The organism is Pseudomonas sp. SP16.1, from assembly GCF_052682975.1.
On sequence record NZ_JBQYFZ010000001.1, the window covers coordinates 2940905 to 2964825 of the forward strand.

Annotated in this window: 26 protein-coding genes; 5 read left to right on the forward strand and 21 right to left on the reverse strand. The window is 65.1% G+C overall.

Annotation, left to right across the window (positions count from 1 at the left end; translation table 11 throughout):
• Positions 1-116: 116 nt before the first annotated feature.
• Genes murB through ACUTAF_RS14080 form a run of 8 tightly spaced genes read right to left on the reverse strand, consistent with a single transcriptional unit; the run spans position 117 to position 6912 of the window.
• Positions 117-1136, reverse strand: a complete 1020-nt coding sequence (murB, locus tag ACUTAF_RS14045; RefSeq protein WP_445580530.1) for a UDP-N-acetylmuramate dehydrogenase — start codon at positions 1134-1136, stop codon at positions 117-119.
• Positions 1133-1597: a low molecular weight protein-tyrosine-phosphatase gene (locus tag ACUTAF_RS14050; RefSeq protein WP_445580531.1), complete on the reverse strand. Its 465-nt coding sequence runs from the start codon at positions 1595-1597 to the stop codon at positions 1133-1135. Before ACUTAF_RS14050 ends, murB begins: the two co-directional genes overlap by 4 nt.
• A complete protein-coding gene (kdsB, locus tag ACUTAF_RS14055) occupies positions 1597-2361 on the reverse strand; it encodes a 3-deoxy-manno-octulosonate cytidylyltransferase (protein WP_445580532.1) in 765 nt (254 codons plus the stop codon). Before kdsB ends, ACUTAF_RS14050 begins: the two co-directional genes overlap by 1 nt.
• On the reverse strand, positions 2362-2547 hold the full coding sequence (locus ACUTAF_RS14060; RefSeq protein WP_397485236.1) for a Trm112 family protein: 186 nt from the start codon (positions 2545-2547) through the stop codon (positions 2362-2364).
• 19 nt (positions 2548-2566) lie between these two features.
• Positions 2567-3571: a tetraacyldisaccharide 4'-kinase gene (lpxK, locus tag ACUTAF_RS14065; RefSeq protein ID WP_445580533.1), complete on the reverse strand. Its 1005-nt coding sequence runs from the start codon at positions 3569-3571 to the stop codon at positions 2567-2569.
• Positions 3572-4000: an ExbD/TolR family protein gene (locus ACUTAF_RS14070; protein ID WP_445580534.1), complete on the reverse strand. Its 429-nt coding sequence runs from the start codon at positions 3998-4000 to the stop codon at positions 3572-3574.
• The gene (locus ACUTAF_RS14075) at positions 3997-4629 is read right to left on the reverse strand and encodes a MotA/TolQ/ExbB proton channel family protein (protein ID WP_445580535.1); all 633 of its coding nucleotides are present in this window, start codon (positions 4627-4629) and stop codon (positions 3997-3999) included. Before ACUTAF_RS14075 ends, ACUTAF_RS14070 begins: the two co-directional genes overlap by 4 nt.
• A 57-nt stretch (positions 4630-4686) precedes the next feature.
• Positions 4687-6912 carry a DNA internalization-related competence protein ComEC/Rec2 gene (locus tag ACUTAF_RS14080; RefSeq protein ID WP_445582448.1) on the reverse strand — a complete coding sequence of 742 codons (2226 nt, stop codon included), beginning with the start codon at positions 6910-6912 and terminating at the stop codon, positions 4687-4689.
• 107 nt (positions 6913-7019) lie between these two features.
• Between ACUTAF_RS14080 and ACUTAF_RS14085 the strand changes: the two genes are divergently transcribed.
• On the forward strand, positions 7020-7550 hold the full coding sequence (locus tag ACUTAF_RS14085) for a DUF2062 domain-containing protein (RefSeq protein ID WP_445580536.1): 531 nt from the start codon (positions 7020-7022) through the stop codon (positions 7548-7550).
• 234 nt (positions 7551-7784) lie between these two features.
• Here the strand turns inward: ACUTAF_RS14085 and ACUTAF_RS14090 are convergent, their stop codons facing one another.
• Genes ACUTAF_RS14090 through ACUTAF_RS14100 form a run of 3 tightly spaced genes read right to left on the reverse strand, consistent with a single transcriptional unit; the run spans position 7785 to position 10994 of the window.
• Positions 7785-9029 carry a lipoprotein-releasing ABC transporter permease subunit gene (locus ACUTAF_RS14090; RefSeq protein WP_445580537.1) on the reverse strand — a complete coding sequence of 415 codons (1245 nt, stop codon included), beginning with the start codon at positions 9027-9029 and terminating at the stop codon, positions 7785-7787.
• Positions 9029-9727, reverse strand: a complete 699-nt coding sequence (gene lolD / locus ACUTAF_RS14095; RefSeq protein WP_445580538.1) for a lipoprotein-releasing ABC transporter ATP-binding protein LolD — start codon at positions 9725-9727, stop codon at positions 9029-9031. The genes ACUTAF_RS14090 and lolD overlap by 1 nt, the downstream gene beginning before the upstream one ends.
• A 19-nt stretch (positions 9728-9746) precedes the next feature.
• Positions 9747-10994, reverse strand: coding sequence for a lipoprotein-releasing ABC transporter permease subunit (locus ACUTAF_RS14100; protein WP_445580539.1), 1248 nt, complete (start codon positions 10992-10994; stop codon positions 9747-9749).
• A gap of 93 nt (positions 10995-11087) precedes the next feature.
• On the opposite strand from ACUTAF_RS14100, the gene ACUTAF_RS14105 reads away from it, so the two are divergent.
• From ACUTAF_RS14105 to ACUTAF_RS14115, 3 genes are read left to right on the forward strand one after another with little or no spacing between them, the layout of a single operon-like run.
• Positions 11088-11654, forward strand: a complete 567-nt coding sequence (locus ACUTAF_RS14105) for a PilZ domain-containing protein (RefSeq protein ID WP_445580540.1) — start codon at positions 11088-11090, stop codon at positions 11652-11654.
• Between the two features lie 20 nt (positions 11655-11674).
• Positions 11675-11971, forward strand: a complete 297-nt coding sequence (locus tag ACUTAF_RS14110; protein ID WP_445580541.1) for a phosphodiesterase — start codon at positions 11675-11677, stop codon at positions 11969-11971.
• A complete protein-coding gene (locus ACUTAF_RS14115) occupies positions 11968-12687 on the forward strand; it encodes a glycerophosphodiester phosphodiesterase (RefSeq protein ID WP_445580542.1) in 720 nt (239 codons plus the stop codon). The genes ACUTAF_RS14110 and ACUTAF_RS14115 overlap by 4 nt, the downstream gene beginning before the upstream one ends.
• 171 nt (positions 12688-12858) lie before the next feature.
• On the opposite strand, the gene sthA is transcribed toward ACUTAF_RS14115, so the two are convergent.
• From sthA to ACUTAF_RS14160, 9 genes are all read right to left on the reverse strand, one after another.
• Positions 12859-14253 carry a Si-specific NAD(P)(+) transhydrogenase gene (gene sthA / locus ACUTAF_RS14120; RefSeq protein ID WP_122107246.1) on the reverse strand — a complete coding sequence of 465 codons (1395 nt, stop codon included), beginning with the start codon at positions 14251-14253 and terminating at the stop codon, positions 12859-12861.
• Positions 14254-14346: 93 nt separating this feature from the next.
• Positions 14347-14577 carry a (Na+)-NQR maturation NqrM gene (gene nqrM / locus ACUTAF_RS14125; RefSeq protein WP_122107247.1) on the reverse strand — a complete coding sequence of 77 codons (231 nt, stop codon included), beginning with the start codon at positions 14575-14577 and terminating at the stop codon, positions 14347-14349.
• Positions 14574-15497 (reverse strand): FAD:protein FMN transferase, encoded by a 924-nt coding sequence (locus tag ACUTAF_RS14130; protein WP_445580543.1) that lies wholly within the window; start codon positions 15495-15497, stop codon positions 14574-14576. The genes nqrM and ACUTAF_RS14130 overlap by 4 nt, the downstream gene beginning before the upstream one ends.
• A 104-nt stretch (positions 15498-15601) precedes the next feature.
• Complete coding sequence (gene nqrF, locus ACUTAF_RS14135) at positions 15602-16828, reverse strand: NADH:ubiquinone reductase (Na(+)-transporting) subunit F (RefSeq protein ID WP_122107249.1); 1227 nt, start codon at positions 16826-16828, stop codon at positions 15602-15604.
• A gap of 15 nt (positions 16829-16843) precedes the next feature.
• Positions 16844-17452 (reverse strand): NADH:ubiquinone reductase (Na(+)-transporting) subunit E, encoded by a 609-nt coding sequence (nqrE, locus tag ACUTAF_RS14140; RefSeq protein ID WP_079201646.1) that lies wholly within the window; start codon positions 17450-17452, stop codon positions 16844-16846.
• On the reverse strand, positions 17452-18126 hold the full coding sequence (locus tag ACUTAF_RS14145) for an NADH:ubiquinone reductase (Na(+)-transporting) subunit D (protein WP_445582449.1): 675 nt from the start codon (positions 18124-18126) through the stop codon (positions 17452-17454). Before ACUTAF_RS14145 ends, nqrE begins: the two co-directional genes overlap by 1 nt.
• Entirely contained in the window at positions 18123-18911 is a 789-nt protein-coding gene (locus ACUTAF_RS14150) for a Na(+)-translocating NADH-quinone reductase subunit C (protein WP_445580544.1), read from the reverse strand. The genes ACUTAF_RS14145 and ACUTAF_RS14150 overlap by 4 nt, the downstream gene beginning before the upstream one ends.
• On the reverse strand, positions 18904-20115 hold the full coding sequence (locus ACUTAF_RS14155; RefSeq protein ID WP_445580545.1) for an NADH:ubiquinone reductase (Na(+)-transporting) subunit B: 1212 nt from the start codon (positions 20113-20115) through the stop codon (positions 18904-18906). Before ACUTAF_RS14155 ends, ACUTAF_RS14150 begins: the two co-directional genes overlap by 8 nt.
• Positions 20116-20118: 3 nt before the next feature.
• Positions 20119-21456 carry a Na(+)-translocating NADH-quinone reductase subunit A gene (locus ACUTAF_RS14160; protein WP_445580546.1) on the reverse strand — a complete coding sequence of 446 codons (1338 nt, stop codon included), beginning with the start codon at positions 21454-21456 and terminating at the stop codon, positions 20119-20121.
• Between the two features lie 279 nt (positions 21457-21735).
• On the opposite strand from ACUTAF_RS14160, the gene ACUTAF_RS14165 reads away from it, so the two are divergent.
• Positions 21736-22284 (forward strand): chalcone isomerase family protein, encoded by a 549-nt coding sequence (locus ACUTAF_RS14165; RefSeq protein WP_445582450.1) that lies wholly within the window; start codon positions 21736-21738, stop codon positions 22282-22284.
• A gap of 41 nt (positions 22285-22325) precedes the next feature.
• Here the strand turns inward: ACUTAF_RS14165 and ACUTAF_RS14170 are convergent, their stop codons facing one another.
• A complete protein-coding gene (locus ACUTAF_RS14170; RefSeq protein ID WP_445580547.1) occupies positions 22326-23792 on the reverse strand; it encodes a glyceraldehyde-3-phosphate dehydrogenase in 1467 nt (488 codons plus the stop codon).
• Positions 23793-23921 lie beyond the last annotated feature (129 nt).

Here is a 23921-nt window from a genome sequence, read left to right on the forward strand (position 1 = left end):
GTCTGAGTGAAAAGTGCCTTTGGCTTTGAAAGTTCGCGCCTGAAGCCGCTCCCGCGAGAGCCGTGCAGCCCCTGTGGGAGCGGCTGTAGCCGCGCAAGCGCGCAGGCAATGCCCGCTCAGAGCACGTTGGGTTCGATTTCCAGCTCGACGCCGAAGCGCGCCTGAATATCCGCCTGGATACGCCGCGCCAGGCCCAGCAGTTGCTCGCCGCTGGCCTGGCCATAGTTGACCAGCACCAGCGCCTGCAGGCGGTGGACACCGGCATCGCCATCGCGAAAGCCCTTCCACCCTGCCCGCTCGATCAGCCAGCCGGCCGCCAGCTTGAGCAGGCCGTCGCCGGCCGCATAGCTCACGAGATCAGGATGCTCGGCGCGGATACGCTCGGCCAGCTCCGGCGCCACCAAGGGATTCTTGAAGAAGCTGCCAGCGTTGCCGAGCACCGCCGGGTCCGGCAGCTTTTCGCTGCGAATGGCGCAGATCGCCCGACTGACATCGCTCGCGGTCGGCGCCTCGACGCCCATCTCAGTGAGACGCTGGCGCACCGGACCGTAATCCAGACGCAGCGCCACCACACGGCTCAGCTGCAAGCGCACGCGCAGGATCAGCCAGCGCCCCGTCTCGCGCTTGAACAGGCTGTCGCGGTAGGCGAAGGCGCATTCGTCCAGGCTGAAGTCGCGCAGCTCGCCACTCTGCCGATCCAGCGCGGTGAGGCCGGCGAACAGATCCTTGAGCTCGACGCCGTAGGCGCCGATGTTCTGCACCGGCGCGGCGCCGACGGTACCGGGGATCAGGCTGAGATTTTCCAGACCGTAAAGCCCCTGCGCCAGACTCCACAGCACGAAGGGATGCCAGGGTTCGCCGGCTTCGGCTTCCACCAGCACCCGCTCGCCGTCATCGTCGAGGATGCGAATGCCGCGACTGGCCATGCGCAGCACCAGCGCCTCGACATCACGGGTCAGCAGCAGGTTGCTGCCGCCGCCGATCACCAGCAGCGGCAGATCGCGCTGCCGGGCCAGGTCCAGCGCATCGCGCACGTCAATATCGTTATGGGCTTCGGCAAACAGCCGGGCTCGCACATCGACGCCGAAGCTGTTGAAGGCCTTGAGCGAAACCTCGCCCTGCAGGTGCAGACTCACAGGCGCCCCCTGATCTCGGCCAGCAGTGCGTCGCTGGCCTGCTCGATCAGATCCAGCACCTGCTCGAAGCCGTCGTCACCGCCGTAGTAGGGATCGGGCACTTCGTCCAACGCCAGCTCATAGCGGCGCAGATAGAGATCCAGATCTGCCTGGGCACCCGCCGGACGCAGCGCCTCGAGATTGCGCAGATTGCTCTGGTCCATCGCCAGGATCAGGTCGAAGCGCTGGAAATCGGCGACCTCGACCTGCCGCGCGCGCAGCGCCGAAAGGTCATAGCCACGGCGCTGAGCGGCCTGGCGGGTACGGCTGTCCGGCGCCTTGCCGACGTGCCAGTCGCCGGTGCCGGCGGAATCCACCAGCACCCGATCTTCCAGGCCAGCGGCGCGCAGCTTGTGGCGGAACACGCCCTCGGCGGTGGGCGAACGACAGATGTTACCCAGGCAGACGAACAGGACCCTCATCAGGCGCCCAGCAGGCGGCGTACCCGCTCCAGGTCTTCGGCGGTATCGACACCGGCAGCCGGCGTCTCGAGGGCATCGGCGACATGGATGCGCACACCGTTGTACAGCGCGCGCAGCTGCTCCAGGCACTCGGTGTCTTCCAGCCAGCACGGGCCCCAGGCGACGAAGTCGTGCAGGAAGCCGGCGCGGTAGGCGTAGATGCCGATATGACGGCGATAGGGCACGCCGGCCGGCAACACGTCGCGGCTCTTGGCGAAGGCGTCGCGCGCCCAGGCCAGCGGCGCGCGGCTGAAGGTCAGCGCCAGGCCGTGCTTGTCGGCCACCACCTTGACCACGTTGGGATTGAACAGCGCGGCGACGTCCTCGATGGGCTCGGCCAGAGTGGCGATAGCGGCCTGCGGATTGGCTGCCAGGTTGGCCGCCACCTGGTCGATGATCACCGGCGGAATCAGTGGCTCGTCGCCCTGCACGTTGACCACTATGGCATCGTCGGCCAGGCCGAGCTGGGTGGCGACTTCGGCCAGGCGATCGGTCCCGGAGTTGTGATCCACGCGGGTCAACAGCACCTCGGCACCGAATGCCTGGCAGGCCTCGACGATGCGCGCATCGTCGGTGGCCACTACCACACGGGCGGCGGAACTCTTCTTCGCCTGCTCCCAGACGTGCTGCACCATGGGCTTGCCGGCGATGTCCTGCAGCGGCTTGCCGGGCAGGCGGGTGGAGGCGTAACGGGCGGGAATGACGACGGTGAAGGCTGCGTTCATTTACTTGTCCAGCCGCTCGTCGGTATTGAGGGTGCGCGCCTCGCTTTCCAGCATCACCGGGATGCCGTCGCGAATCGGGTAGGCCACGCCGGCCCCCTTGCTGATCAGTTCCGTCTTGTCTTCGGAGAGCTGCAGCGGGCCCTTGCAGATCGGGCAGGCGAGGATATCGAGCAGTTTCGGGTCCATGGCGGAATCCTTGATGGGGTTACGAAGACCCCGGAATGAGGCGGGCCAGCTCTCCATCCAACCAGTCGACGAAAGCCGGCGTGGGCACGGCGTCGACGGCCAGGTACCACCAGTCGGCGGCGGCGAAGGCCCGGCATTTCACCGCATCCTTCTCGGTCATCAACACGGGCAGCGGCGACTCGAAACTGAGCTGCGCGGCATCGTACTGGGCATGGTCGGCGAAAGGGTGCGGAACCGGTCGCCAGTTTAGCGCTTCGAGGGTGGCGAAGAAACGCTGCGGGTTGCCGATGCCGGCTACCGCATGCACGGCCTGGCCGGCGGGGAAATGATCCAGGGGCACGCGCTCGCCGCTGGCCAGGTTGACCAGGGCGGTCGGCTGCAGGCGGAAGGCGTAGCCGTCGGCGCGATCGGCCTCGGCGCCGTTGAACAACACCGCGTCCACCTCGCGCAGACGCTCGGCCGGCTCGCGCAGCGGCCCGGCTGGCAGGCAGCGGCGGTTGCCCAGGCCGCGGGCGGCGTCGATCAGCACCAGCTCCAGGTCGCGCGCCAGGCGGTAGTGCTGCAGGCCGTCGTCGCAGAGGATCAGATCCAGCGGCTCCTCGGCCAGCAGCGCACGCACCGCACGGCCGCGATCCGGGTCGATCATCAGCGGCACATCGGTGCGCTGGACGATCAACAGCGGCTCGTCGCCGGCCTGCGCCGCCGGCTGCTCGGCGCTCACCCGCCAGGGCAGGCTCGGCGGCGTGGCGCCATAGCCGCGACTGACCACGCCGACCTTGAGGCCGCGGGCACGGCAGTGCTGGATGAGAAAGAGGATCAGCGGGGTCTTGCCGGTACCGCCGACGGTGATGTTGCCCACCACCAGTACCGGCACCGGCGCGCGGTAGATCTCGCCCGCGCCGGCCAGAAAGCGCGCGCGCTTGCCCTGCACCACGCGGCGGTACAGCCACTCCAGCGGGCGCAACAGCGCCAGCGCCGGATGGCCACGATACCAGGCGTCGAGCAGACGGTCGGCGGCGCTCACTTAAGGGCTTTCCTGTGCTTCCACCGTGGTGATGCGCAGGTGCGCGAAGCCCAGCTTGCCGGCCGCGTCCATGGCGGTGATCACCGCCTGGTGCGGGGTCTTGCCGTCGGCGCTGATGATCAATGGCAGGCTGTTGTCGCCATTGGATTCCTTCTGCAGCGCCGCCATCAGGTTGCTCAGGTTGCTTTCCAGCAGCGCCTTGCCGTTCACCGAGAAGACACCGTCGGCGCCGATCAGGATCTCCAGCTGCTTCAGTTCGGTCTGCTCCGGCGGCGTGCCGCTGGCCGCCTCGGGCAGATCGACCTTGAGCTGGGTCTCGCGGGTGAAGGTGGTGGTGACCACGAAGAACAGCAACAGGATGAACACCACGTCGATCAACGAGGCCAGGTTGATCTCGACGTTCTCCCGCGGTTTGCGCCGGAATTTCACGCCTTGCCCTCGCCCAGGTCGACGTCGCGGTCACCCTGCACCATTTCCACCAGCTTGATCGCCTCCTGCTCCATGCCCACCACCAGCTCGTCGACGCGACGCTGCAGGTAGCGATGGAAGAACAGCGCCGGAATCGCCACCATCAGGCCGGCCGCGGTGGTGATCAGCGCCTTGGATATACCACCGGCAAGCATCGGCGCGTTGGCCATGCCCGAGCCCATGAAGGAGCTGAAGATTTCGATCATGCCCAGCACGGTACCGAGCAGGCCGAGCAGCGGGGCGATGCCGGCGATGGTGCCGAGGGCGTTGAGGTAGCGCTCCAGCTCATGGATGACGCGGGCGGCAGCCTCTTCGATGCATTCTTTCATGATCTCGCGGCCATGCTTTGAGTTGGCCAGGCCGGCGGCGAGGACCTGTCCCAGCGGCGAATTTTCGCGCAGTTCCTTGAGCTTCTGGTTATTGAGCTTCTTGTCCTTGATCCAGCGCCAGACCTGGGCCAGCAGGTTGGCCGGGGTCACGCGGGCGGGCCGCAGGGTCCACAGGCGCTCGGCGACGATACCGGCCGCGGCGATGGAACAGAGAATGATCGGCAGCATCATCCAGCCGCCAGCTTTGACCAGTTCCCACACGGTAGAAAATCCCCCTAGAAAAAGTGGCGCCACTCTAGCACAGCCCCTCTGTGGTGCTCATTTTTCCCGCCAGAAACGTGCCTGGCTTCGCAACGCCTGCGCCTGGCCATGCTCGCCCAGCAGCAGGCGCAGGGCCCCGGTCTCGGCGGTGTCGTGCAGCAGAGCGCCGGCCTCGCGATAACGCGTCAGCACCTGCGGATGGGGGTGACCGAAGTTGTTGTGGCGGCCGCGCGCGATCAGCACATGCCGGGGCGCCACCGCGTCGACGAAGGCCTGGCTGGAGGAGCTTCGGCTGCCATGGTGCGGCGCCAGCAGCCAGTCAGCCGCCAGGGGAAAGTCGTCCTGCAACAGCGCCTGCTCGGCGCGCGCATCGATATCGCCGGTCAGTAGCAGGCGTTCGCCGCCCGCCTCTACCAGCACTACGCAGGAGCTCTGGTTACCCGAGGTGGCGCGATCCCAGCGCCATAGACGGAAGGTCACGCCATCCCACTGCCAGCTGCGACCCGACTCGCAGGGCTCGGCGGCTAGCTGCGGCGCCAGGCGCTCGGGTTCGCCGCTTTGCAGCCGCGCCACCGGCAGCCCGGCGATGATGGCGTCGGCGCCACCGGCATGATCGTTGTCGGCGTGACTGAGCAACAGCAGGTCGAGACGATGCAGATTCAACGCCCGCAACGAGGGCAGGACAACGCGCTCACCGCTGTCGAAATCGCCAAATCGCGGTCCGGCGTCGTACAGCAGGTTGTGCTCGCGGGTGCGCACCAGCATCGACAGGCCCTGGCCCACATCGAGCAGCCAGACCTCGGCGCGACCCTCCTTAGGCGCTGTCGAGGGCAGAAACAGCGCCGGCAACAGCAGCGCCAGACCGGGCAGGCGCAGCGGCACCCCGGCCGGCAGCAGCAACAGCAGCGCTCCGCTCAAGGCCAGCAACCAGGCCCACAGCGGCAGATTGCTGGGCAGCCAGGCTGGCAGCCAACCGGCGATATGCCCCAGCAACCCGAACAACAACTGCAGGGCGCCGCCGGCCAGCCACAACAGTCCTTCGCCCACGACCGGCACGGGCAGCAACAGCGAGCCGAGCAGGGCCAGGGGCACCACGACGAAACCGACCCAGGGCACGGCGATCAGATTGGCCAGCGGCCCGCTGCTGCTGACCGGCAAGCCGAGGATCAGCATCATCGGTAGCAGGCCGACGGCCATGGTCCACTGCGCGCGAGTCAAGCCTCGCCACCAGCCCCAGGCGCCCAGCCGCCCGCCGAATACCAGAATCAGGATCGCCACCGCGGCGAAGGACAACCAGAACCCAGGCTGCAGCGAGGCGAGGGGCTCCAGCAGCAACACCGCGAGCAAGGCCAGCAACAGCGGCCACCAGGCGCCTAGGTGGCGAAAGCGCAGGCGCCACAGCAGCACCAGCGCCACCATCACGCAGGCCCGCCGCACCGGCACCTCGAAGCCGGCGAGCAGGCCGTAACCCAGGGCGCCGGCGAAGGCCAGGGCACAGGCTGACGACAGCCAGGGCCAGCGCCGCGGCCAGGCGCCCACGCGTGCCAGGAAGGCCACCAGGCCATAGAGAAACCCCGCCAGCAGGGCGATGTGCTGGCCGGAGATGACCATCAGGTGCACCGTACCGGTGTGCTGCAGCAGCTGCCAGTCGTCGGTGGACAGCCCCGAGCCGTCGCCCAGCACCAGGGCAGCGATACCGCCCTCACGGCCAAAGGCCGGAGCCGCCAGCAAACGCTGGCGCAAGCCATCGCGCCAGCTGCCCAGGCCAGTGGCCGAGGCCAGCCGTTCGCCAGCCTTGATCGTACCGGTGGCGCCGATGCGCTGCGCCAGCAGCCAGGCCTCGTAGTCGAAGCCGTGCGGATTGACCAGGCCATGCGGACGCTTGAGGTTGACCGCCAGGCGCCAGCGCTCGCCGCCGCGAATATCCGGCCCGCCATACCAGGCCAGGCGCAGTCGTGACGGCAGCTCGGCGCGGCGCGAATGGGCGCCCTCCAGCTGGAAACGCACCACGCCCTCACCCACCTCCGGCAGGCCGACCACCTGGCCCTCCAGCCACAGGGTGCGGCCGTCCAGCTCCATGGCCAGGCGGTCGTCCAGCGCCCACTGCGCCGAGCAGCAGGCCCAGGCGAGGCCGAGCAGGAAGAAACCCATGGGATAGCAACGCGACAGCGCCAGCAGCACGCCGGCACAGACGAACAGAAGCAGCAGCCACCCGGGCGGCAGGCTCGGTAGGAAACGCAGCGTCAAAAGCCCCAAGACCAGCGCCAGCATCCCTGCGCGCATCGTCATTCCCTCGTCGTTCCGCTCACACCCCTGGTCACAATATCAAAACGCTAATGGAGACGAATCCGTGCATAATGTTGGCGCTTTTGCCTGCCCAGAGACTCTTCATGCCGCGTCGTTTATTTAAGCGCTACATGCCCCATCCCGACAGCATCAAGGGTAACAAGTCCCTGCGCTTTCTCGGCAATCTGATTCACGATCCCAATCTCTGGCATCTCAACCGTCACTCGGTGGCCCGCGCCATGGCCGTCGGCCTGTTCTGGGCGATGATTCCCATGCCCATGCAGATGCTCGCCGCCGCCGCGGTGGCCATACCCTTGCGGGCCAACCTGCCGATCTCCATCGGCCTGGTCTGGCTGACCAACCCCATCACCATGCCGCCGGTGTTCTATTGCACCTATAAGCTCGGTGCCTGGCTCATGCAGAGCCCGGCGGTGAAGATGCCAAGTCATCTGAGCCTGGAATGGATCACAGCCGAACTGACCGTTCTGTGGAAGCCTCTCCTGCTGGGCTCGTTCGTCTCCGGCCTGGTGCTCGCCGGCCTGGGCTATGTGCTGACCATGCTCTATTGGCGCTGGTGGGTGCAGCACAACTGGCGCAAGCGCCAGGATAATCGGCGCCAGCGCCAGCAGCTCTAGGGAAGTTCTGAAAAAGCCATTTATCGTCACTCCCGCGAAGGCGGGAGCCCAGAGACTACGCGGGCTCTGGATTCCCGCCTGCGCGGGAATGACGGCTATTTCAGAGTTTCCCTAGATCATTAGGATGCGCCGTACGCACCGGGATTCCAGGCATCGACGCAACTGGCGAATGGCCGTGCGCACGGCGCAACATCACCTGCAAAAAAGCCGTCGGATTGGACGGCCTTTTTGCTTTCATTCGTAGCGCAGCGCCTCGGCCGGCTGCACCTGCGCCGCGCGCCAGGACGGGTATAGGGTGGCCAGGAAGCTCAGGAGCAGCGCCGCCGAGCAGATCAGTGCCACATCCAGCCACTGCAGGTCCGACGGCAGGCTGCTGATGAAGTAGACGTCCGAACTCAGCACCTGCTGGCCGGCGAAGGACTCCAGCCAGGCCACCAGCGAGCTGACGTTGAGCGCGGCGAGCACGCCGAGCAGAGTGCCGATCAGGGTGCCGACCACGCCGATCACCGTGCCCTGGACCATGAACACCGCCATGATCTGCCGCGGCGTGGCGCCCAGCGTACGCAGGATGGCGATATCGCCGCCCTTGTCGGCCACCACCATGATCAGCGTGGCGATGATGTTGAACGCCGCCACCGCGACGATCAGCAGCAACAACAGGCCGATCATGGTCTTCTCCATCTTCATCGCGCTGAACAGGCTGCCCTGGGTATGGGTCCAGTCGTCGGCGCGGTAGCCCTCGCCCAGTTGCCCGGCCAGGGCCTTGGACACCTGCGGCGCCTGGTACAGATCCTCGAGCGCCAGGCGGATGCCCGGCACGCTGCCTTCCGGCAGGCGCTGCAGCGCGGCGGCGTCGGCCACGTGGATCAGCGCCAGCGAGCTGTCCAGTTCGGCACCGACCTTGAACACCGCCGCCACGTTGAGGCGCTGCATGCGCGGAGTGACGCCGCCGGGCGCGTTGCTCAGCTCGGGGATGATCAGGGTCAGCTTGTCGCCGACCTGCAGGCCGAAACGCCGCGCGGTGATGTCGCCGATGACCACCCCGTATTCGCCCGGCTGCAGGTTCTCCAGACGGCCCTGGCGGATATGTCCGGGCAGGATCGAAACCCGGGCCTCCTCGGCCGGGTCGATGCCGTGGATCTGGATCGGCTGCATCACCCCGCGGTGCGAGAGCATGCCCTCCAGCTCGGCATAGGGCGCAGCCGCCCGCACCTGAGGGTTGGCCAGGGCCTTGTCCGCCAGCGCGCGCCAGTCGGCGACCGGCTCGGCGCCGTAGAGCATGGCGTGCGGCACCATGCCGAGGATGCGCGAACTCATTTCCTTCTGGAAGCCGTTCATCACCGACAGCACCACGATCATCGCCAGCACGCCCAGGCCCAGGCCGATCATGGAGGTGAAGGAGATAAAGGAGATGAAGTGGTTACGGCGCTTGGCCCGGGTGTAGCGGGCGCCGATGAATAGACTCAGCGGACGAAACATCAGATGGCCACCAGCTTGCCGTCCTGCAGGCTCAGCACGCGATCCATCTGCCGCGCCAGCTGCATGTCGTGGGTCACCACCAGGAAAGCCGTATTGGAATCACGACTGAGTTCGCGCATCAGCTCCTGAATGCCCTCGGCGGTATGGTGGTCGAGGTTGCCGGTGGGCTCGTCGAGCAGCACCAGCCCAGGGCGGTTGACCAGGGCACGGGCGATGGCCACGCGCTGGCGCTCGCCACCGGAAAGTTCGGCCGGTTTGTGGTCGAGGCGATGCCCCAGACCGACCCGCTCGAGCAGTGCGGTGGCGCGCTGCCGTGCCTCGCCGATCGGCGTCTTGCCGATCAACAGCGGCATGCAGGCGTTCTCCAGCGCGGTGAACTCGGCCAGCAGGTGGTGAAACTGGTAGACGAAGCCCAACGCGCGGTTGCGCAGCAGGCCTCGGGCCGTCTCGCTCAGCGCCGACAGCTGCTCGCCGGCCAGCCAGACGCTGCCCGCGGTGGGCGTGTCCAGGCCGCCGAGCATGTTCAGCAGCGTGCTCTTGCCCGAACCGGAGCTGCCGACGATGGCCACCCGCTCACCGGCCAGCAGCTCCAGTTCCAGGCCGTCGAGCACCACCACCGACTCCGGCCCCTGGTCGTAGCGCTTGCCCAGGTTGCGGCAGCTGAGCACCGATGTCTTGTTGGCAGCCCGCTCGTTCATGGCTCTCTCACTCGTCAGATCATTCATAACGCAGCGCCTCCGCCGGCTGGGTTCGCGCGGCACGCCAGGCCGGATACAAAGTGGCGAAGAAACTCAGCAACAGCGCCGCGGTGCACACCATGACCACGTCCATGCCTTGCAACTGCGACGGCAGGTAGTCGATGAAGTACACGTCGGCGTTGAGGAACTTGATCCCCAGCAGCCCTTCCAGGCCGGCGATCAGGCCGCTGATATTGAGCGCGGCGAGAATGCCCAGCAGCGCGCCGATCAGGGTCCCTACCACGCCGATCACCGTGCCCTGGACCATGAAGATGGCCATGATCTGCCGCGGCGTGGCGCCCAGGGTGCGCAGGATGGCGATATCGGCGCGCTTGTCGGTGACCACCATCACCAGGGTGGAGATGATGTTGAACGCCGCCACCGCGACGATCAGCAGCAGCAGCAGGCCGATCATGGTCTTCTCCATGCGGATGGCCTGGTACAGGTTGCCGTGGCTGCGTGTCCAGTCGCGGGCGTAGAAATCGCCGTCCAGGGTCTGGGCGATCTCCCAGGCGCTGCGCGGCGCCTGGAACAGATCGTCGAACTTCAGGCGCAGGCCCTGCACCTGATCCGGCTTCCAGCGTTTCAGCCGCGCCAGGTCGCCGATGTTGGCCAGGGCCAGGGCGCCGTCGATCTCGCCGGCGCCGACATGGAAGATACCGCTGACGGTGAAACGCTTCAGGCGCGGAAACATGCCGGCCGGGGTGACGGTGACCTCGGGGGCGACGAAGGTGACCTTGTCGCCCAGCTTCAGGCCAAGCTTGGCGGCTGCCTTGTCGCCGATGACCATGGCGAACTCGCCCGGCTGCAGGCTTTCCAGACTACCCTCGCGGAGGAAACCGTCGATGATCGACACCTTGCGCTCCTGCTCGGGATCGATGGCGTTGATCAGTACCTTCTGCACCTTGCCGTTGAAGGTCAACAGGCCCTGCATCTGGGTGAAGGGCGCCAGCGCCTCGACCCGTGGATGGCGCTCGACCTGGCGCGCCAGCACCGGCCAGTCGCTCACCGGGGTGGCCGACTCGACCGTGGCATGGGGAATCATGCCCAGCACCCGGGTACGCATCTCATGGTCGAAGCCGTTCATCACCGACAGTACCAGGATCATCACCATCACCCCAAGGGTGAGGCCGAGCATGGACGTCAGGGAGATGAAGGAAACGAAATGGTTGCGGCGCTTGGCCCGCGTATAGCGCGTACCGATGAATACGAACAGAGGTCTGAACATGTCGGGGAGGATTCGGAGAAAGAGAAACGTCCTTGTGGCGGGGCCTGGCGAGCAGCTTTACACTCAGACCACCACTGCTGCCATGGGTTCGCCATGTCGACACACGATGAAGATGATCGCCGCGAATACTATCGTATCGACGACACGATAGCACTGGAATTCAGCCTGCTGTCGGGCGCCGAAGCCCAGGCCAGCGACGTGCTTCACGATGCCTCGCCGCTGTTCAACCTGCTCAGCGACCTGCACCTGATGGACTTCGAGTCGCAGCACCTGCTGCGTCATATCAGCGAGCGCGACCGCACCCTGGCCAACTACCTCAAGGTGATCAACAAGCGCATCGACCTGCTCGGCCAGGCCGTGGCGCAGAGCCTGTTGCGCGATATCGGCGCGCCGCGCCAGGTATCGCTGTCCGAGGGTGGTGTCAGCTTCAACCACGGCCAGGCGCTGGCGACTGGCAGCCACCTGGCGATCAAGATGGTGCTGATGCCGCAAGCCCTCGGCCTGCTGCTGCGCGCCCAGGTGGTGCACTGCAGCCAGCGTAGCGACGGCCAGTTCGAGATCGGCACCGAATTCGAAGCGTTGACCGACGCACAGCGTCAGCTGCTGGCCCGGCATATCCTGCAGAAGCAGGCCCTGGAACGTCGCCAGGCCCGCGAATGACCTTCTGCCAAGGAATTTTCATGCATCGCTTCGCTCTACTATTCGTCCTGCTCGCCCCCACCGCCCTGCTCGCCGACACCCTGACCATCCCCCTGGGCAGCCAGGGTGCCGACCTCGATGCGCGCAACCTGCCGCACAAAGGCGAGTCCAAGCGCTCGGTGCTGGAGCGTTTCGGCCTGGCCGACGAGGAGCACCAGCCGGTCGGCCAGCCGCCGATCACCCGCTGGGACTACCGCGAGTTCAGCGTCTACTTCGAATACGATCACGTGATCAACAGCGTGCGCCACCACCGGCCGCGCACCAAGGAGCAACAGTGACCCTTATCTACGGCCATCGCGGCGCCAAGGGCGAAGCCCCGGAAAATACCCTGGCCAGTTTCCAGCGCTGCCTGGAGCATGGCGTCGACCGCTGCGAGCTTGATCTGCACCTGTCGCGCGACGGCGAGCTGATGGTGATCCACGACCCGACCCTCAAGCGCACCACCGGCCTGCGCGGCAAGGTGGTCGAGCACGATGCCGCCGAGCTGGTGAAGTACGACGCGCGCAAGGGCGGTCCGGGCTGGGTACGGCCCTGCCCCATTCCGCGCCTGGAACAAGTGTTCGAGCAGTGCAAGTTCGAGCACTGGCAATTGGAAGTGAAAAGCGCCTCCAAGGTGCGCGCCGCGCGCACCGTGCTGGCCATCGCCGAACTGGCCGAGCGCTTCGGCCTGCGCGAGCGGATCACCATCACCTCCAGCTCGCGGGAAGTACTCAAGGCCGCGCGCGAGCTGACCCCGCAGCTGCAGCTGGGCCTGGTGGCCGAATACGCCTGGCTCGACCCATTGAAGGTCGCGGCCCATTATGGTTGCCACCTGCTGGCGCTGAACTGGACGCTGTGCACCCCGGAACGCCTGCTCAAGGCGCAGAAACAGGGGCTGCAGGTGTCGGTGTGGACGGTCAACGATGCAGCGCTGATGCGCCGCCTCGCCGACTTCGGCGCCGACAGCATCATCACCGACTTCCCCGGCCTGGCGGTGCAGACGCTGCGCGGCTGAGCCTCGGCGGGTTTACACCGCGTAGCCCGGCAACGAAAAAACCGGCCAATGGCCGGTTTTTTCCGTCTTGCCGCCTGGTGCGCTAGAAGCTCTCCCGATTCGGCCAGCGCCACTCGGAAGCATCCCCCCAGCCCGTCTCCCCGACCGGCTCAGGCCGCCGGCCGGAGCCGCTCAAAAAAGCCGGTTGAGGCCGTCGAACGCGGCGACCCGATAGGCCTCGGCCATGGTCGGGTAGTTGAAGGTGGTGTTGACGAAGTACTTGATGCTGTTCGCCTCGCCCTTCTGGTTCATGATCGCCTGGCCGATGTGGACGATCTCCGAGGCCTGGTAGCCGAAGCAGTGCACGCCCAGCACCTCGAGCGTCTCGCGGTGGAACAGGATCTTCAGCATGCCCACCGGCTCCACCGCGATCTGCGCCCGCGCCATGCCCTTGAAGAAGGCCTTGCCCACTTCGTAGGGCACCTTGGCCTGGGTCAGTTCACGCTCGTTCTTGCCGATCGAGCTGATCTCCGGAATGGTGTAGATGCCGGTCGGCACGTCGTCGACGAAACGCCAGCTGCCGTTGTCGACGATGCTGCCGGCGGCCGAACGGCCCTGGTCGAAGGCCGCGCTGGCCAGGCTCGGCCAGCCGATCACGTCGCCGGCGGCGTAGATGTTGCTCACCTCGGTGCGGTAGTGCTCGTCGACCTGGATCTGCCCGCGGCTGTTGACCTTGATGCCGATGTTCTCGAGGCCCAGCTGGTCGGTGTTGCCGGTACGGCCGTTGCACCACAGCAGCGCGTCGGCCTTGATCTTCTTGCCCGACTTCAGATGCAGGATCACCCCGTTCTCCACCCCCTCGATGCGCTCGTACTCCTCGTTGTGGCGAATCAGCACGTTGTTGTTGCGCAGGTGATAGGAAAGCGCGTCGGAAATCTCGTCGTCGAGGAAGCTGAGCAGCTGCTCGCGGTTGTCGATCAGGTCCACCAGCACACCGAGGCCGCTGAAGATCGACGCGTATTCGCAGCCGATCACCCCGGCGCCGTAGATGATCAAGCGGCGCGGCGTGTGGGTCAGGCTGAGGATGGTGTCGCTGTCGTAGATGCGCGGATGGCGGAAGTCGACGTCGGCCGGGCGGTAGGGGCGCGAGCCGGTGGCGACGACGATCTGCTTGGCCACCAGCTTTTCCACCACGCCATTGAGGCAGACCACCTCGACCGTCTGCTCGTCGGAGAAGCTGGCGGTGCCGAAGTAGGTGTCGATGCGGTTGCGCGCGTAGTAGCCGGTGCGCGAAGTGACCTGCTTGGCGATCACCTTCTCCGCGCTCTTCAGCACGTCGGGGAAGGAGAACCAGCGCGGCTCGCCGATCTGGCGGAACATCGGATTGGTGTTGAACTGCATGATCTGCCGCACCGAGTGGCGCAGCGCCTTGGACGGAACGGTGCCGAGGTGGGTGCAGTTGCCGCCGACCAGCGGACGGTTGTCCACCACCGCCACCTTGCGCCCGGCCTTGGCCGCGTTCATCGCCGCGCCCTCGCCCGCAGGCCCCGAGCCCAGCACCACCACATCGTAGTTGTAGACCGCCATGTTTACTCCTTCGCATCAGGCCGGGGCGCTTGTGCCGCACCCGCAGCGGGGCCGGCGCCGCGCGGGCGGCACCGGCAATCATTCAAACGGGCTTCAGCGCTTGCTCGCGTCGTAGGCCAGATCGCTGTTCGGCGCGTCGGCCTGGTCGCGGTTGACCTCTTCGCACTTCTCGCGGCTACCGCCGCAGATCGAGCATTCCTTCTCGATGCCCAGGTTGGCGATGCCACCGCAGGAACCGGCGATCGGCTTGCGCCCCATGATCACGCCCACGGCCATCATGCCGACGACCAGCAGCATGGCCAGAAAAACCACCACGAATGTCATTGTTCCTCTCCTGCAGCGAATAGCTGCTCGAATGCGGCGCTGGCACGTGTGACGAAGCCCTCGCCCTCACGCGTCACGAAAAACGCCGCGATACCGTTGCGCTCGGCGAAGGCCAGACCGGCCTCGGGACCGAGCACCATCAATAGGGTAGACAAGCCATCGGCGCGCAAGGTCGACGGATCGGCCACGGTCACTGCCGCCAGCTTGTGGCTGACCGGCATGCCGGTCAGCGGATCGAGGGTGTGCGAGTAGCGCTGGCCGTTCTCCTCGAAGTAGTTGCGGTAATCGCCCGAGGTGGAGATGCCGTAACCGTCGAGTTGCAGGACGCGCTGGGCCACGCGCTGGTCGTCGCGCGGCGCCTCCAGGCCGATGCGCCAGTGGCTGCCGTCAGGCTTGATGCCGGCCGCCTTGAGCTCGCCAGTGGCTTCCACCAGATAGCTGGTGACGCCGAGTTCGGCGAGGCGGGCGACGATCCGGTCGACCGCATAGCCGGCGGCGATGCTGTTGAAATCGACCTGCACGTCGACGTCCTTGCACAGCTGCTCGCCGTCGATACGCAGGTGCCGCTGGCCGACCCGCTGGCGTACCTCGGCCAGCCGTTCGGCGCTCGGCACCGCCTCGCCCTGCCCCTTGGGACCGAAGCCCCAGAGGTCGAGCAACGGCTCGAGCGTCAGGTCGAACGCCCCCTGGCTCTCTGCATGCAGGCGATCGCCGGCGCGCACCAGCTCCAGTACCCCCGGCGGCATCGCCTGGCAGGTGCCGGCCGGCGCGCGGTTGAACTGCTCGATCAGCGAGTCGGCACGATAGGTGGACAGCTGCTGGTCGATCTCGGCGAGGATCGCCTCGGTCGCGGCCTGCAGTTCGGCCGGCGCCGCCACATCGGCACCGCGCACGTACTTGACCGAATAGGTGCTGCCCATGGTCGGGCCGCCGAACTCTTCGATCCGCTCAGAATGCAAGCAGCCCGTTAGGGCTGCCGCCAGGGCGACAGCGATAACGGGCTGGAGTACCGCAAAGCTCATGCTTAGCCGCCGAAGTCGTCGAGGAGAATGTTCTCCGGCTCGACGCCCAGGTCGGTCAGCATCTTGATCACCGCGGCGTTCATCATGGGTGGGCCGCACATGTAGAACTCGCAATCTTCCGGAGCCGGGTGGTCCTTCAGGTAGTTCTCGTACAGCACGTTGTGGATGAAGCCTTTGAGGCCGGTCCAGTTGTCTTCAGGCAGCGGGTCGGACAGCGCCAGGTGCCACTTGAAGTTGTCGTTCTCGGCCTGGAGCTGGTCGTACTCTTCGACGTAGAAGGCCTCGCGCATGGAGCGCGCGCCGTACCAGAAGCTGATCTTGCGCTTGGACTTCAGGCGCTTGAGCTGGTCGAAGATGTGCGAACGCATCGGCGCCATGCCGGCACCGCCGCCGATGAAGACCATCTCGGCGTCGGTGTCCTTGGCGAAGAACTCGCCGAAGGGTCCGTACACGGTGATCTTGTCGCCCGGCTTGAGGCTGAACACGTAGGACGACATCTTGCCCGGCGGCAGATCATCCTTGCCGGGGGGCGGCGAGGCGATACGGATGTTGAACTTCACCAGGCCGCGCTCTTCCGGGTAGTTGGCCATGGAGTAGGCACGGATCACGGTCTCGTCGACCTTGGATACGTACTTCCACTGGTTGAACTTGTCCCAGTCGCCGCGATACTCCTCCTGGATGTCGAAGTCCTTGTAGTGCACGGTGTGCGGCGGGCACTCCAGCTGCACGTAACCGCCGGCGCGGAAGTCGACGTTCTCGCCTTCCGGCAGCTTGAGCGTCAGCTCCTTGATGAAGGTGGCGACGTTCGGGTTGGACTCGACGGTGCACTCCCACTTCTTCACGCCGAAGACTTCTTCCGGCACCTCGATCTTCATGTCCTGCTTGACCGGGGTCTGGCAGGACAGGCGCCAGCCCTCGCGGGCCTCGCGCTTGGTGAAGTGCGATTCTTCGGTGGACAGCATCTCGCCGCCGCCGGACTCGACGATGCACTTGCACTGGGCGCAGGTGCCGCCGCCGCCGCAGGCAGAGGACAGGAAGATGTTGTTGTTGGCCAGGGTCTGCAGCAGCTTGCCGCCGGCCGGCACCACGATGGTTTTTTCGCCGTTGATCTCGATGCTCACGTCGCCGCTGGACACCAGCTTGGCTCGCGCGGCGAGAATGATCAGCACCAGCGCCAGAACGATGGCGGTGAACATGCCGATGGCGAGGAAGATTTCGTAATTGATCATCTGCTCATCCTTTCCTTACAGCTGCACGCCGGAGAAGGACATGAAGCCCAGCGACATCAGACCGATGGTGATGAAGGTGATGCCCAGACCCTGCAGGCCAGCCGGCACGTCGCTGTACTTGAGCTTCTCGCGAATACCCGCCAGCGCGGCGATGGCCAGCGCCCAGGACAGGCCGGAGCCGAACCCATACACGGTGCTTTCCGCCAGGTTGTAGTCGCGCTCGACCATGAACAGGGTGCCGCCCATGATGGCGCAGTTCACGGTGATCAGCGGCAGGAACACGCCGAGGGCGTTGTACAGCGCGGGCACGTACTTATCCAGCAGCATCTCGAGGATCTGCACGATGGCCGCGATCACCCCGATATAGCTGAGCAGACCGAGGAAGGACAGGTCCACCTCGGGCAGACCGGCCCAGGCCAGCGCACCATCCTTGAGCAGGTAGGTGTAGATCAGGTTGTTCGCCGGCACTGTGATGACCTGTACCACGATAACCGCGATACCCAGGCCAATTGCGGTTTCCACCTTCTTCGAGATAGCGATGAAGGTACACATGCCGAGGAAGAAGGCCAGCGCCATGTTCTCAACGAACACGGCCTTGGCCAGCAGGCTGATGTAATGCTCCATTAGTAAGCCTCCTTGTTCGACACCTGGGGCGCCATCTTGAAGCTCGGCTTCTCGACCTGATCCTTCTTCCAGCTACGCAGTGCCCAGATGAACAGGCCGATCAGGAAGAAGGCCGAAGGCGGCAGCAGCAGCATGCCGTTGGGCTGATACCAGCCGCCGTCGTTGACCACCGCGAAGATCTCGACACCCATCAGCTTGCCCGAGCCGAACAGCTCGCGAACGATACCGAGCACGATCAGCATGGCGCTGTAACCGAGGCCGTTGCCGATCCCGTCGAAGAACGACAGCACCGGCGGGTTCTGCATGGCGAAGGCCTCGGCACGACCCATCACGATGCAGTTGGTGATGATCAGACCGACGAACACCGAGAGCTGCTTGGACAGACTGAAGGCATAGGCCTTGAGCACCTGATCCACCACGATCACCAGGGACGCGATGATCACCATCTGCACGATCATGCGGATCGAGCTGGGGATCTGGCTGCGGATCATCGAAATGAACAGGTTGGAGAAACCGGTCACCAGGGTCAGGGCGATCGACATCACCAGCGCGGTCTTCAGGTTCGAGGTCACCGCCAGGGCCGAGCAGATCCCGAGGATCTGCAGGCCGATGGGGTTGTTGTTGAAGACCGGATTGAGCAGGACTTCTTTAATGGTGGGCTGAGACATGATCAGGCCTCCCCTTTTTGCAAGTTGGCGAGGAACTGGGCGAAACCGTTCTCACCGAGCCAGAAGTGCAGCAGGTTATTCACGCCATTGCTGGTCAAGGTCGCACCGGCCAGGCCGTCGACCTGGTGGGTGGCCTGCGGACTCTGCGGGTCGACGTTACCCTTGACGATCTGAATGGCCAACTCACCCTGCGCATCGAACAGGGTCTTACCCAGCCACAGGTTCTTCCACTTCGGATTGTCGACCTCGCCCCCCAGCCCTGGGGTCTCGGCGTGCTGGTAGAAGCCGAAACCGGCCACGGTGTTCAAGTCGCCCTTGAGCGCCATGAAACCGTGCAGGGTCGACCACAGACCATAGCCGCGCACAGGCAGGATCACCGTTTCCAGCTTGCCGTCCTGTTCGACCAGATACACCGTGGTGAAGCGCTCGCGGCGCTTGATCGAGGCGATGTCGTCGGCGCCACTGAGGGCCTCTGACAATTGCGGATCCTTGGCGGCCTTCAACGGATCGAAAGTGGCCGGATTCTGCGCATCGCTGAACGTGCCGTTCTCAAGGTCGACGACACGCGCACTGATACGCTCGGCGAACAACGCCTTGACCTGCGCACCGCTCATGCCGGCCTCGCCCAGGCCGGCGATGGCCAGGATGCTGCGCTGCTTGTCGAGCTGACGGTTTTCCACCTGGGTCGGCTTCAGGGCGATGGCGGCGCCGGCGACGAACACCGAGCACACCAGGCACACCAGCAGGGCCACCGTCAGGGTGCGGACGGTGGATTCTTTTTGACTAGACATTGCGTGCCAGCCTCCGCTTGATATTGGCTTGAACGACAAAGTGGTCGATCAGCGGTGCAAACAGGTTGGCGAACAGGATCGCCAGCATCATGCCCTCGGGGAAGGCCGGGTTGACCACGCGGATCAACACCACCATCACGCCGATCAGGGCGCCGAAAATCCACTTGCCGGTGTTGGTCATGGAGGCAGACACCGGGTCGGTGGCCATGAAGAACATGCCGAAGGCGAAGCCGCCCACCACCAGGTGCCAGTACCAGGGCATGGCGAACATCGGGTTGGTGGTCGAGCCGATGGCGTTGAGCAGCAGGGACAGGCCGATCATGCCCAGCATCACACCGGCGACGATGCGCCAGGCAGCGATCTTGGTGATCAAGAGCACCAGGCCGCCGATGGCGATGGCCAGGGTGCTGGTCTCACCGAGCGAGCCGTGAATGGTGCCGACGAAGGCGTCCATCCAGGTGATGCCGTGATTGATCACATTCTCAACGCCGCCAGAAGCCGCCAGACTCAGCGAGGTGGCGCCGGCGAAGCCGTCCACCGCGGTCCACACCGCATCGCCCGACATCTGCGCCGGGTAGGCGAAGAACAGGAAGGCACGGCCGGTCAGCGCCGGGTTGAGGAAGTTCTTGCCGGTACCACCGAACACTTCCTTGCCGATCACCACGCCGAAGCTGATGCCCAGGGCTACCTGCCACAGCGGAATGCTCGGCGGCAGGATCAGGGCGAACAGCACGGAAGTGACGAAGAAGCCTTCGTTGACCTCGTGCTTGCGGATCGAGGCGAACAGAACTTCCCAGAAACCGCCGACGATGAAGGTCACCGCATAGACGGGCAGGAACCAGGCAGCGCCCTGGATGAAGTTGTCCCACAGGCTGCTGGGATCGAAACCGGCCAGCGCGCCGATCAGGGCGAAGCGCCAGCCTTCCTGGCTCGCCAGCAGCTCGGGGCTCTGGGCGAAGATCAGGTTGGCCTGGTAGCCGGTGTTCCACATGCCGAAGAACATCGCCGGGAAGGTGCACAGCCACACGGTGATCATCATGCGCTTGAGGTCGATGCCGTCACGCACGTGGGCGGTGGTCTTGGTCACGCTGCCGGGGCGGTAGAAGAAGGTGTCGATGGCCTCGTAGAGGGCGTACCACTTCTCGTACCTGCCGCCCTTCTCGAAGTTGTGCTCGATCTTGTCGAGGAATGCACGAATGCCCATGGCTTAACCCTCCTTCTCGATGCGGCTGAGGTTATCCCGCAGGATCGGGCCGTATTCGTACTTGCCGGCACAGACGTAGGTGCACAGCGCCAGGTCTTCTTCGTCGAGCTCCAGGCAGCCCAGTTTCTGGGCCATCTCGGTGTCGCCGACGATCAGGTAGCGCAGCAGTTGGGTCGGCAGGATGTCCAGCGGCATCACCGCTTCGTAGTTGCCTACCGGCACCATGGCGCGCGGGCTGCCGTTGGTGGTGGTGGTGAAGTTGAACAGCTTGGCGCCGGCCAGCTTGGAGACGAAGATGTTCATTACCGAGTGCTTGTTAACCCCGGCACGCAGGTAATGCATCATCTCGCGGTCGTTGCCCTCGCCCAGGCACGACACCTGGTTGTGGTAGCGACCGAGGAAGGCGAAGGCACCCTGGGCGGTACGACCGCCGAACACCGAGCCGGAAATCACCCGATTGAAACCGGGCTTGAGTTCGCCGGCGGTGAGTTCTTCCAGGTTGGCGCCCAGACGGGTGCGCAGCAGACGCGGCTGCTCGGCGACCGGGCCGCCGAGGGCGACCACGCGCTCGACGAACAGCTGGCCGCTGGTGAACAGCTTGCCCACCGCGATCACGTCCTGATAGCCGATCTGCCACACGCTCTTGCTGGCACTGACCGGATCGAGGAAGTGGATGTGGGTACCCGGCAGACCTGCCGGATGCGGGCCGGTGAAGGCCTGGCTCTGCACCTTGGCCAGCTTCTCGCCGGGCAGGCTGACGCCGTCGGCCTTGCACAGGAAGACCTTGGCCAGGTTGCCGAGGACCTTAAGACCGTTTTCGAAGTCGGCGGCATGCTCGCCGATGATCACAGCCGGGTCGGCCGCCAGCGGATGAGTGTCGATGGCCGTGACGAAGATCGAGCTGGGGACGGCATCGATGGCCGGCACCTTGCTGAACGGACGAGTGCGCAGCGCGGTCCAAAGACCGGATTGCTGCAGGTTCTCGCGCACCTGGGCGTCGCTGAGCGAATCGAGTTGACCTGCGCCGTACTGGGCGAAGATTTCCTGCTCGTCACCGTCGATATCGATGACCAGGGACTGCAGGACACGTTTCTCGCCACGGTGAATGGCGCTGATCACGCCGGAGGCAGGAGCGGTGTAGCGTACGCCCGCGGTCTTCTTGTCGGTGAACAGCAGCTGACCGAGCTTGACCCGATCACCCACCTGCACTTCCATCGTCGGCTTCATCCCGTGATAGTCGAAGCCGATGACGGCGACACTGCGTACGGGCCTGGCGGCCTCGATACGCTGTGCCGGCGCACCCGTTATGGGCAAATCGAGCCCATGCTTTAGTTTGATCATAGGTTTGCCTAACCACTGATTTAGAAAGCTTTTTATAGGACAGGGGCAGCAGCCGAAGGTCTAATTGACTCAACCACGCCGGTGCATTATTGGCGTGGATGATGATGCCGAACCTGGGTAAAAAATCCGCTCGATTATAAAGACCCCCCCCAAGGCTGGCCACCCAAGCGCTTGCTTTTTTTGACCTTTCGGTAAAGGCGCGTAACAGATGGCGACTTGACCCCGAGCAGCCTTCGGCGCGATTAAATAGAGCCTTTCAGCTTGGGGATTAGCATCATGCTGCGCGCCCTGATCGCCCTCGCCCTGACGCTGGCGAGCCCGCCACTGCTGGCCAACAGCGACCTGCGACTGCGCGAAGCCGCCTTCGCCCCGCAAGTGGCGCAGCTCGAACGCAAGAACCAGGCAGTGCTCACCTACCTGTGGGTCGACGTCTACGCCGCCGCGCTCTACACCCATAGCGAGCTCAGCCCGCGCGAAGCCGTGGCAGGCCGACACGACAAACGCCTGGAGCTCTACTACTTCCGCAACATCGCGCGCAGCGACGTGATCAAGGCCGCCTGGCTGACCCTCGAGCGCCAGCTCGACAGCCAACGCCTGGCCGCCCTGCGCGACGAACTGGATGCCCTGCACGCGACCTTCAAGGATATTCGTCCCGGCGACCGCTACGCCCTCGACTACGATCGCGAACAAGGCCTGCGCCTGTCGCGCAACGGCGAAACCATCTTCACCAGCCAAGACTCGGCAGTCGCCGACGCCTACCTGGGCATCTGGCTGGCGCCGGACGGACTGTCCGACAAACTGCGCGCCCAGCTTTTGGCCGGGCAATAAAAAACGGGAGCCGAAGCTCCCGTTTCCCCTTACCCCGGCGCTTAGCGCGGGAAGGCCGGCGGGTTGACCCCGGCCATGTCTTCCATCACGCGCACCACCTGGCAGCTGTAGCCGAACTCGTTGTCGTACCAGACATAGAGCACGACGCGATTGTCGTTGCAGATGGTAGCCTCGGCATCGACCACACCGGCATGGCGCGAGCCGACGAAGTCGGTGGACACCACTTCCTGCGAGCTGACGAAGTCGATCTGCTTCTGCAGATCCGAATGCATGGCCATCTGGCGCAGGTACTCGTTGATCTCCTCGCGCGTGGTGGCCTTCTCCAGATTCAGATTGAGGATGGCCATCGACACGTTCGGCGTCGGTACGCGAATGGCGTTGCCGGTCAGCTTGCCCTTGAGCACCGGCAGCGCCTTGGCGGCGGCGGTGGCGGCACCGGTCTCGGTGATCACCATGTTCAGCGCGGCGCTACGGCCACGGCGGCTGCCCTTGTGGAAGTTGTCGATCAGGTTCTGGTCGTTGGTGTACGAGTGCACGGTTTCGACGTGGCCGTTGACGATGCCGAACTTGTCGTTGACCGCCTTGAGCACCGGCACGATGGCGTTGGTGGTGCAGGAGGCCGCGGAAATGATCTTGTCGTCCGGGCTGATTTCGGCGTGGTTGATGCCGTGCACGATGTTCTTCAGCGCGCCCTTGCCCGGCGCGGTCAGCACCACGCGGTCGACGCCCGGGCACTTGAGGTGCTGGCCGAGGCCGTCGGCGTCGCGCCACTTGCCGGTATTGTCGACCAGCAGGGCGTTCTTGATGCCGTACTGGGTGTAGTCGATGGACGCCGGATCGTTGGAGTAGATGATCTGGATCAGGTTGCCGTTGGCGGTGAGGGTGTTGTGCTCCTCGTCAATGGTGATGGTGCCATTGAACTTGCCGTGGACCGAGTCGCGACGCAGCAGGCTGGCGCGCTTGACCAGGTCGTTGTCGGCGCCCTTGCGCACGACGATGGCGCGCAGACGCAGGCCGTCGCCGCCACCGGTCTTCTCGATCAGGATGCGTGCCAGCAGACGGCCGATGCGGCCAAAACCGTAGAGCACCACATCGGTGCCTTCGCGACCGGCACCGTTCTGCTTGCCGACCACCTCGGCCAGCTCGTCCTTGACGAACTGCTCGACGCCGCGGCCGGCGCCTTCGGCCTTGTACTTGGCGACCAGCTTGCCCAGGTCGACGGAAGCCGCACCCAGCTTGAGCTCGCTCATGGCCTTGAGCATGGGGAAGGTGTCGTGAACCGACAGTTCGGCTTCGTCGGCCAGACGATGGCGGGCGAAACGGTGGGCCTTGAGGATGTCGATCACCGAACGGTTGATCAGACCGCGGCCGTAGATCGAGGTCACCACATTGTTGTTGCGGTAGAGCTGACCAATCAGCGGAATCATCGCTTCCGCGAGGGCTTCACGATCGATCCATTCACCGAGACACTGGTCGGGCTTCTGAGTCACGGGCAGTACCTTCCACATGTAGGGGCTGAAAAAAGGGGCTACATTATGACGGCGCGTGCCGGTAGGAGCAATGCGCGCCTGTCGCGACTGACATTGACCGCGAAGCCCCGCTACAATTCCCGGCCTTTCGTCACGACTCCGAGCCGC

What these genes read in the sequence shown, in the direction of transcription:
- ACUTAF_RS14050 (WP_445580531.1), bottom strand. Translation starts at nt 1,597, where the DNA reads ATGAGGGTCCTGTTCGTCTGCCTGGGTAACATCTGTCGTTCGCCCACC.
- kdsB (WP_445580532.1), bottom strand. Translation starts at nt 2,361, where the DNA reads ATGAACGCAGCCTTCACCGTCGTCATTCCCGCCCGTTACGCCTCCACC.
- ACUTAF_RS14060 (WP_397485236.1), bottom strand. Translation starts at nt 2,547, where the DNA reads ATGGACCCGAAACTGCTCGATATCCTCGCCTGCCCGATCTGCAAGGGC.
- ACUTAF_RS14080 (WP_445582448.1), bottom strand. Translation starts at nt 6,912, where the DNA reads ATGCGCGCAGGGATGCTGGCGCTGGTCTTGGGGCTTTTGACGCTGCGT.
- ACUTAF_RS14085 (WP_445580536.1), top strand. Translation starts at nt 7,020, where the DNA reads ATGCCGCGTCGTTTATTTAAGCGCTACATGCCCCATCCCGACAGCATC.
- ACUTAF_RS14090 (WP_445580537.1), bottom strand. Translation starts at nt 9,029, where the DNA reads ATGTTTCGTCCGCTGAGTCTATTCATCGGCGCCCGCTACACCCGGGCC.
- lolD (WP_445580538.1), bottom strand. Translation starts at nt 9,727, where the DNA reads ATGAACGAGCGGGCTGCCAACAAGACATCGGTGCTCAGCTGCCGCAAC.
- ACUTAF_RS14100 (WP_445580539.1), bottom strand. Translation starts at nt 10,994, where the DNA reads ATGTTCAGACCTCTGTTCGTATTCATCGGTACGCGCTATACGCGGGCC.
- ACUTAF_RS14105 (WP_445580540.1), top strand. Translation starts at nt 11,088, where the DNA reads ATGTCGACACACGATGAAGATGATCGCCGCGAATACTATCGTATCGAC.
- ACUTAF_RS14110 (WP_445580541.1), top strand. Translation starts at nt 11,675, where the DNA reads ATGCATCGCTTCGCTCTACTATTCGTCCTGCTCGCCCCCACCGCCCTG.
- sthA (WP_122107246.1), bottom strand. Translation starts at nt 14,253, where the DNA reads ATGGCGGTCTACAACTACGATGTGGTGGTGCTGGGCTCGGGGCCTGCG.
- nqrM (WP_122107247.1), bottom strand. Translation starts at nt 14,577, where the DNA reads ATGACATTCGTGGTGGTTTTTCTGGCCATGCTGCTGGTCGTCGGCATG.
- ACUTAF_RS14130 (WP_445580543.1), bottom strand. Translation starts at nt 15,497, where the DNA reads ATGGGCAGCACCTATTCGGTCAAGTACGTGCGCGGTGCCGATGTGGCG.
- nqrF (WP_122107249.1), bottom strand. Translation starts at nt 16,828, where the DNA reads ATGATCAATTACGAAATCTTCCTCGCCATCGGCATGTTCACCGCCATC.
- nqrE (WP_079201646.1), bottom strand. Translation starts at nt 17,452, where the DNA reads ATGGAGCATTACATCAGCCTGCTGGCCAAGGCCGTGTTCGTTGAGAAC.
- ACUTAF_RS14150 (WP_445580544.1), bottom strand. Translation starts at nt 18,911, where the DNA reads ATGTCTAGTCAAAAAGAATCCACCGTCCGCACCCTGACGGTGGCCCTG.
- ACUTAF_RS14155 (WP_445580545.1), bottom strand. Translation starts at nt 20,115, where the DNA reads ATGGGCATTCGTGCATTCCTCGACAAGATCGAGCACAACTTCGAGAAG.
- ACUTAF_RS14160 (WP_445580546.1), bottom strand. Translation starts at nt 21,456, where the DNA reads ATGATCAAACTAAAGCATGGGCTCGATTTGCCCATAACGGGTGCGCCG.
- ACUTAF_RS14170 (WP_445580547.1), bottom strand. Translation starts at nt 23,792, where the DNA reads ATGTGGAAGGTACTGCCCGTGACTCAGAAGCCCGACCAGTGTCTCGGT.